We start from the raw sequence: 7,570 nt of genomic DNA, 5'->3' as shown, positions 1-7,570 counted from the left end.
GGCCCCAAAGCCGCGCGTGTGGCGGGCGTGGCGGTTGAGGATTTCGCAGGGGACATACCGGAAGGTTTCGCGCAAACATCCGACGCATGATTTAACGTCGGAGGCGAAACATGGATCTCGGGATCAGCGGCAAGCGCGCACTCGTACTGGGAGCCAGCCAAGGTCTCGGCGCCGCCTCGGCATCGGCCTTGGCGGCGGAAGGTGTCGCCGTCACCCTGGTGGCCCGCAGCGCCGACAAGCTTCAGGCACGCATCGCCGAAATCAGGGATAAGGGCGGCAAGGCGTCGGCCCATGTGGCCGATCTGGGTTCGGCCGCGGACCTTAAGCCGATTCTTGCCGACGCGCAGGGCTACGACATTCTGGTGCTGAATTCCCCGCCGCCACCGCCGGTAAAGGCGCAGGATGTCGACCGCGCTGTCTGGGCAAAACAGTTCGAAGCGATGTTTCTCAACCAGATCGACCTCACCGCCCATCTTGGCCGGGGCATGGCAGCGCGCGGCTGGGGCCGCATCCTCTCCATCGCCTCCACCAGCGTGCAGGAGCCGATCCCGGGCCTCGTCTATTCCAACGCCTTGCGCGCTGGCCTGCAGGGCTATCTGAAATCCCTGTCGGATGAACTGGCGGGGCAGGGCGTCACGGTCAATACCGTGGCGCCGGGCTCTTTTGCCACCGAGCGCACCTCGTCACTGGATGCCGCCGCCGCCAAGCGCAGCGGCCGCAGCGTGGATGAAATCGCCGCCGAAGGTGCCGCCGGCATCCCCGCCGGCCGCTATGGCGACCCGGCCGAATTCGGCGCGATGATCGCGTTTCTCGCCGGGCAGCAATCGGCCTACACCACCGGCGCCTTCTTCCGCCTCGACGGCGGCTCCAGCCGCGGCGGAATCTGAGCCATCCCCCTCACCCCAACCCCTCTCCCGCGAGGGGAGAGGGGCGAGAGCCCGCATCCACGCCTTGGATGGTCGGCGTGCCCGTGTTTTCCCGGTAGATCTCCTCCCCTCTCCCCTTACGGGAGAGGGTCAGGGTGAGGGGGCTGCTACCAGCAAGCGCTCCTAATCCCCAAACACCTCGTCAAACGCCGCCTTGAGCGCGATATCGAGCTCCGCCATCGTCACCATCTGCCCCAGCTTTGCCAGCGACGTGACGCCATAGGGCGTCGCGGCGCTCTCGGTGATGCCGCAGGGGACGATGCCGCTGAAATGCGCGAGGTCCGGATCGACATTGATGGCGATGCCGTGGAAGCTCACCCAATGGCGCAGGCGGATGCCGATGGCCGCGATCTTGTCCTCGCGGTTCCCATCTGCCACCCACAGGCCCACGCGCCCCTCGCGGCGCTCGGCCCGGACATTGAAGCGGGCGAGGGTGCGAATCACCCATTCCTCGAGATCGCGCACGAACTGCCGCACATCGGCGCCGCGCTTCTTCACATCCAGCATGACATAGGCCACGCGCTGGCCGGGCCCATGATAGGTGAATTGGCCGCCGCGGCCGGTCTCATAGACCGGGAAGCGGTCGGGGCTGAGCAGGTCGCCCGCTTTGGCGCTGGTGCCGGCGGTGTAGAGCGGCGGGTGTTCGATCAGCCAGATGGTTTCCGGTGCCTCGCCAGCGCGAATCTCGGCCACCCGTTTTTCCATGAAATCGACCGCTTCCGGGTAGGGAACGGGCAGATCGCTGATCCGCCACGCCACCTCGCTCGTTTTTGTCACGGCAAGCCCTTTGAATGGTTAGGTTTTTTGTTTGCTTGAACACTTCGTCCCGATTTGCTATTCCCCGCCGCGCTGTCTGGCAAGGGTTCTCGTGATCTTTGCCGCAAAGGCGCGGTCGTGGCGGAATTGGTAGACGCGCAGCGTTGAGGTCGCTGTGGGGCAACCCGTGGAAGTTCGAGTCTTCTCGACCGCACCATTTTTCTAAGGCAGTCAGGGCCCAACCTCAGGGCCAGCAGATGGTCAGCGCTTCGGCTGGCTATCTCCATGAATTGAAATCCAAAAAATAGCCCTTCGGGGCCCCGCCGGGGTGGCATAGAGGCCGCCGATGGCTATAATCCGCGCCAATTAACAATCGCAAGCGCGCCTGAAGACGCGTTTTGGGGCATCTCGAGGGCGGGCATGGCGGACGACAGCATCAGGGAAGGCGCGCTGGAATATCATCGGCGCCCCAAGCCCGGCAAAATCGCAATCACGGCGACCAAGCCGCTCGCCAACCAGCGCGATCTGGCGCTGGCCTATTCCCCTGGTGTCGCCGCCGCGTCCGAGGCGATTGCTGCCGATCCGGCAAAGGCCGCCGACTATACCAGCCGCTCCAACCTCATCGCCGTAGTCACCAACGGCACCGCCGTGCTGGGCCTCGGTGCCATCGGGCCATTGGCCGCCAAGCCGGTGATGGAGGGGAAGGCCGTTCTCTTCAAGAAATTCGCCGATATCGACGTCTTTGATATCGAAATCAACGAGACCGATCCGCAGAAGCTTGTCGACATCATCGCCTCCCTCGAGCCCACCTTCGGTGGCATCAACCTTGAGGACATCAAGGCGCCGGAATGCTTCGAGGTGGAAGGCAAGCTGCGCGAGCGGATGAAAATTCCGGTCATGCATGACGACCAGCATGGCACAGCCATCGTTGTCGCCGCGGCCCTCATCAACGCGCTCGAAGTCGTCGGCAAGAAGATCGGCGACGTGAAGCTGGTCACCTCCGGGGCCGGCGCCGCGGCACTCGCCTGCCTCGATCTGCTGGTGGCCCTCGGCCTTTCCGTCGACAACATCACCGTGACCGATATCGTGGGCGTGGCTTACGAAGGTCGCACCGAATTGATGGACCCGCGCAAGGCCCGCTATGCGCGCAAGACCGATGCGCGCACCTTGGCCGATGCGATCAAGGGTGCCGATGTGTTCCTCGGCCTCTCCGCGCCGCGCGTGTTGAAGCCCGAGATGGTGGCGCAGATGGGCGACCGTCCCATCATCTTCGCGCTTGCCAACCCGACACCGGAAATCCTGCCGGAGGAAGTCAAGGCCGTCCGCCCCGACGCGGTCATCGCGACGGGGCGCTCCGACTATCCGAACCAGGTCAACAACGTCCTCTGCTTCCCCTTCATCTTCCGCGGCGCCCTCGACGTGGGTGCCACGCAAATCAACGAGGCGATGAAGGTCGCCTGCGTCTATGCCATCGCCAAGCTGGCGCGGGCCGAAAGCAGCGATGTGGTGGCCTCGGCCTATGGCGGACAGGAAACGCAGTTCGGCCCGGAATTCCTGATCCCCAAGCCATTCGATCCACGCCTCATCGTCGAACTGGCGCCGGCCGTGGCGCGGGCCGCCATGGACAGCGGTGTTGCGACTCGGCCGATCACCGATTGGGACGGCTACCGCGCAATCCTCGAACAATTCGTCTTCCGTTCAGGCCTGGTCATGAAGCCGGTCTTCGAGCGGGCGCGCGCCGACAAGCGCCGTCTGGTCTATGCCGAGGGCGAGGATGAGCGCGTGCTGCGCGCGGTCCAATCCGTGGTCGACGAACGCCTGGCCTTTCCGGTCCTGGTCGGCCGCCGCTCCGTGGTCGAACGGCGCATTGAGAAGATCGGGCTTCGGCTTACCGAAGGACGCGACTATGAACTGTGCGATCCCGAAGGCGATCCGCGCTACAACGAGTATTGGAACTTCTATTTGACGCTGACCGAAAGGCGCGGTGTGACGCCGGATTCGGCCCGCACCCTGGTGCGTACGCGCAACACGCTGATCGCCTCCTTGATGGTCCGGCGCGGTGAAGCCGATGCACTGATCTGCGGGACGGTCGGCCGTTTCGAGCGACATCTGGGTTATGTCAACGAAGTGATCGGCCGCAAGGCGGGCGTCAAAGCCTATTCGACCGTGACCGCGGTCCTGCTCACCTCCGGCACTTTCTTCATCACGGATACCGAGGTGACTGCAAATCCGACCGATGAGGAAGTGGCCGAAAGCGCCGTGCAGGCGGCGGCCTGGCTGCGCCGCTTCGGTATCGCGCCGAAGGCCGCGCTGCTGTCGCATTCCAATTTCGGCAGTTCCGACAGCGATTCCGCGCGCAAGATGCGCCGCGCTCTGGGTCTCATCCTGCAGCGGGATCCGGAATTGGAGGTCGAGGGCGAGATGAAGGGCGATTCCGCCGTCTCCGAGGCGGTGCGCGAACGCCTGTTCCCGTCATCCCGCCTCAAGGGCCGTGCCAATCTCCTGGTCATGCCCAATCTCGACGCCGCCAACATCACGCTCAATCTGTTGCGGATGCTGGGTGAAGGTCTTTCCATCGGTCCCATCCTGCTCGGCACCAACCTGCCGGCGCATATCGTTTCGCAGAGCATTTCCGTGCGCGGTCTCATCAATATGAGCGCCGTCGCGGCCGTCGAGGCCCAGGACAAGAAATCCCGCGAGGCGACGAGCCATGGCCGGCCCTGAGGAAAAGACAGGCCCAGGGGCCGAAGGGGTGGCGGAGGAAGCCGACAAACCCACCATCGTCGAGACGGTGGACGAGGAAGAGCTTTATGGCCCTTCCGAGGAATTGCTGGAGAATATCAACGCGGCGCTGAGCGCCGGCGATATCCCGCTGGTTGAATCGCTCATCGAGCCGTTGCACCCGGCCGACGTCGCTGACCTCATCGAGCATCTGGAGCCGGAACAGCGCAAGCTCTTCCTCGACATCACCCGGCATGCGCTGGAGCCGGAGACGATCTCCCATCTCGACGAGGCGCTGCGCGAGGAGGTGGTCGAGCAGATGGCCCCGGCGGAACTCGCCGAAGTCGTCACCGAGCTTGATACCGACGACGCCGTCGACCTTCTCGAAGATCTGGACGAGGCCACGCAGCAGCGCGTGCTGGACAGCCTGCCGGCCGAGGACCGCGCCTTCCTGCAGCAGGGCCTGACCTATCCGGAAGACAGCGCCGGCCGCCTGATGCAGCGCGAACTGGTCGCCATCGCCGCGCATTGGACGGTGGGCGAAATGGTCGACTACCTGCGCGCCGCCAAGGATCTGCCCGACGATTTCTACGATCTCTTCATCCTCGATCCGGCGGGCAAGCCCATGGGCTCGGTGCCGCTTTCCCGCGCCATGCGCAGTAAGCGCGCCACCAAACTTACCGACATCATGGACGAGGAATTGCGCCTGGTTCCGGCGGATATGGACCAGGAGGCGGTCGCCTATCTCTTCCGGCAATACGCCCTGGTCTCCGCCCCCGTGGTCGATACGCAAGGACGACTCATCGGCGTCATCACGGTCGACGACGTCGTGCGCGTCATCGACGAAGAAGCGGAGGAGGATCTCCTCAATATCGTCGGCGTGTCCGACACCGATTTCCATGCCCCGGCCTACAAGACCGCGTTCTTGCGCGTACGCTGGTTGGTGGTGACCCTGATCAATACACTCATCGCCAGTTTCGTCATCTCGCGCTTCGAAGGCACGATCGGGCACTACCCCGCCCTTGCCGTCCTGATGCCCATCACCGCCGCCATGGGCGGGAATGCCGGCGTCCAGGTCATCACCGTGACCGTGCGTGCGCTGGCCACCCGCGACATCACGCCGAATTCGAACGTCATGCGCCTCATCGGCAAGGAATTGGCGGTAGGCTTCATGAATGCCATCGTCTTTGCCATCATCCTCGGCACCCTGGGCGGTTTCTGGTTCGGCCACGCGGCCCTGGGCTTCGTTCTTGGCGGCGCCATGATCTTCAACATGGTCTGGGCGGGTTTCGCCGGCACCATGATCCCGCTGGTCATGGACCGCATCGGCTTCGATCCGGCAACCGGCGCCGGCCCGTTCCTCACCACCACCACGGACTGCCTTGGCTTCTTCGCCTTCCTCGGCCTGGCGACCTTGTTCCTGACCTGATTGGGTGGCAGGATGCGACCCGCCCATCAGGGACGAGGTACTTTAGATGACTTTCCCCACCCTCGATTTCGATCTCGGCGAGACAGCGGATGCGCTGCGCGAGAGTGTCGCGGCCTTTGCCGCCGCCGAGATTGCGCCGCGTGCGGCCGATATCGACCGCGACAATGAATTCCCCGTCGATCTGTGGCGGAAATTCGGTGAAATGGGTCTCCTCGGCATCACGGTCGAGCCGGAATATGGCGGCGCCGGCATGGGTTATCTGGAACATGTCATCGCCATGGAGGAGATCAGCCGCGCCTCGGCCTCAGTGGGCCTGTCCTATGGCGCGCACAGCAATCTCTGCGTCAACCAGATCCGCCGCAACGGCAACGAGGCGCAGAAGCGCCGCTATCTGCCCGGCCTCATCGACGGCAGCGCAGTAGGGGCGCTCGCCATGAGCGAGCCGGAGGCGGGCTCCGACGTCGTCTCCATGCGCTTGCGCGCCGACGCGGCCTCCGGCGGCTTCGTCCTCAACGGCGCCAAGATGTGGATCACCAACGGGCCGGATGCCGATACGCTCATTGTCTATGCCAAGACCGATCTGGCGGCAGGCTCCCGCGGCATCAGCGCGTTCATCGTCGAAAAGGGCGACAAGGGTTTCTCCTGCGCCCGCAAGCTCGACAAACTGGGCATGCGCGGATCGAATACCGGCGAACTCGTCTTCGCGGACTGCTTCCTGCCCGCCGAGCGCCTGCTGGGAACGCTCAATGGCGGTGTGCGGGTACTGATGAGCGGATTGGACTATGAACGCGCCGTCCTCTCCGGCGGTCCGCTCGGCATCATGCAGTCGGCGCTCGATCTGGTGCTCCCTTACGTGCACACGCGCCGCCAGTTCGGGCAAGCCATCGGCACCTTCCAGCTGATGCAGGCCAAGATCGCGGATATGTACACCGTGATGAACGCCGCGCGCGCCTATGTCTATGCGGTGGCCAAGGCCTGCGACAAAGGTAAGACCACGCGCAAGGATGCTGCCGGCGCCATCCTGTTTTCGGCGGAAAAGGCTACAATTCTGGCACTCGATGCCATTCAATGCCTGGGTGGAAACGGCTATATCAATGACTATCCGGCTGGGCGGTTGCTGCGCGACGCCAAGCTCTATGAGATCGGCGCCGGCACCTCGGAAATCCGCCGCATGCTGATCGGCCGTGAATTGTTTGAAGAAACCGCGTGAAACAACCAACAGGAAGAGTGAGATGTCGCATCAATTGATTTCCTCAGGATCCGCTTTCGAAAAGGTCGCCGGCTATTCCCGCGCCGTGGTCGATGGCGATTGGATCTTCGTTTCCGGCACCACCGGATTCGACTATGCCAAGATGAGCATTTCCGACGACGTGGTCGAACAGACCCACCAGACTTTCCGCAATATCGAGGCAGCCTTGAAGCAGGCTGGATCCAGCCTGAAGGACGTCGTGCGGGCGCGCTACATCATCGTCAATCCGGCCGATTGGGAAAAAGTGGCCCCCGTTTTCGGCCAGTATTTCGGCGAGGTGCGGCCGGCTTCGACCGCCATCATCTGCGGCCTGGTCGACGCCAAGATGAAGATCGAGATCGAAGTCACCGCCAAGCGCCAGTAAGAGAGGGACAGATGCCGACCGTTCTCATCACGGGCGCCAATCGCGGCATCGGGCTGGAGCTTACCCGGCAATATGCGGCTGCCGGCTGGGACGTCATCGCCTGCTGCCGCAAGCCCAAGGAAGCC

At 63.8% G+C, this 7,570-nt stretch carries 7 protein-coding genes and 1 tRNA gene; 7 read left to right on the top strand and 1 reads right to left on the bottom strand.

What is annotated here, in order from left to right; all coding sequences use genetic code 11:
* Window positions 1-110: 110 nt before the first annotated feature.
* Entirely contained in the window at window positions 111-887 is a 777-nt protein-coding gene (locus ACE3OA_RS21325; RefSeq protein ID WP_374314632.1) for an SDR family oxidoreductase, read from the top strand.
* A 162-nt stretch (window positions 888-1,049) separates the two neighbouring features.
* Here ACE3OA_RS21325 and lipB read toward each other — a convergent pair whose 3' ends face one another.
* Window positions 1,050-1,703: a lipoyl(octanoyl) transferase LipB gene (gene lipB / locus ACE3OA_RS21320; RefSeq protein ID WP_374314630.1), complete on the bottom strand. Its 654-nt coding sequence runs from the start codon at window positions 1,701-1,703 to the stop codon at window positions 1,050-1,052.
* 111 nt (window positions 1,704-1,814) lie between these two features.
* Here lipB and ACE3OA_RS21315 point away from each other — a divergent pair.
* The 6 genes from ACE3OA_RS21315 to ACE3OA_RS21290 form a co-directional block, all read left to right on the top strand.
* A tRNA-Leu gene (locus tag ACE3OA_RS21315) sits at window positions 1,815-1,899 on the top strand.
* A 203-nt stretch (window positions 1,900-2,102) separates the two neighbouring features.
* Window positions 2,103-4,406, top strand: coding sequence for an NADP-dependent malic enzyme (locus ACE3OA_RS21310; protein ID WP_374314627.1), 2,304 nt, complete (start codon window positions 2,103-2,105; stop codon window positions 4,404-4,406).
* Complete coding sequence (gene mgtE, locus ACE3OA_RS21305) at window positions 4,393-5,832, top strand: magnesium transporter (protein ID WP_374314625.1); 1,440 nt, start codon at window positions 4,393-4,395, stop codon at window positions 5,830-5,832. Before ACE3OA_RS21310 ends, mgtE begins: the two co-directional genes overlap by 14 nt.
* Before the next feature lie 46 nt (window positions 5,833-5,878).
* Window positions 5,879-7,042, top strand: coding sequence for an isovaleryl-CoA dehydrogenase (locus ACE3OA_RS21300; protein WP_374314623.1), 1,164 nt, complete (start codon window positions 5,879-5,881; stop codon window positions 7,040-7,042).
* 22 nt (window positions 7,043-7,064) lie between these two features.
* Complete coding sequence (locus ACE3OA_RS21295; protein ID WP_374314621.1) at window positions 7,065-7,445, top strand: RidA family protein; 381 nt, start codon at window positions 7,065-7,067, stop codon at window positions 7,443-7,445.
* Between the two features lie 11 nt (window positions 7,446-7,456).
* On the top strand, window positions 7,457-7,570 hold a 114-nt coding region (locus tag ACE3OA_RS21290; protein WP_374314634.1), incomplete at its 3' end, for an SDR family NAD(P)-dependent oxidoreductase.

The organism is Dongia sp. (assembly GCF_041906375.1).
Lineage (GTDB): Bacteria > Pseudomonadota > Alphaproteobacteria > Dongiales > Dongiaceae > Dongia.
Note: the sequence above shows the minus strand (reverse complement) of the source record. Positions and strands in the feature narration are given on the sequence as shown.

What these genes read in the sequence shown, in the direction of transcription:
- ACE3OA_RS21325 (WP_374314632.1), top strand. Translation starts at nt 111, where the DNA reads ATGGATCTCGGGATCAGCGGCAAGCGCGCACTCGTACTGGGAGCCAGC.
- ACE3OA_RS21310 (WP_374314627.1), top strand. Translation starts at nt 2,103, where the DNA reads ATGGCGGACGACAGCATCAGGGAAGGCGCGCTGGAATATCATCGGCGC.
- mgtE (WP_374314625.1), top strand. Translation starts at nt 4,393, where the DNA reads ATGGCCGGCCCTGAGGAAAAGACAGGCCCAGGGGCCGAAGGGGTGGCG.
- ACE3OA_RS21300 (WP_374314623.1), top strand. Translation starts at nt 5,879, where the DNA reads ATGACTTTCCCCACCCTCGATTTCGATCTCGGCGAGACAGCGGATGCG.
- ACE3OA_RS21295 (WP_374314621.1), top strand. Translation starts at nt 7,065, where the DNA reads ATGTCGCATCAATTGATTTCCTCAGGATCCGCTTTCGAAAAGGTCGCC.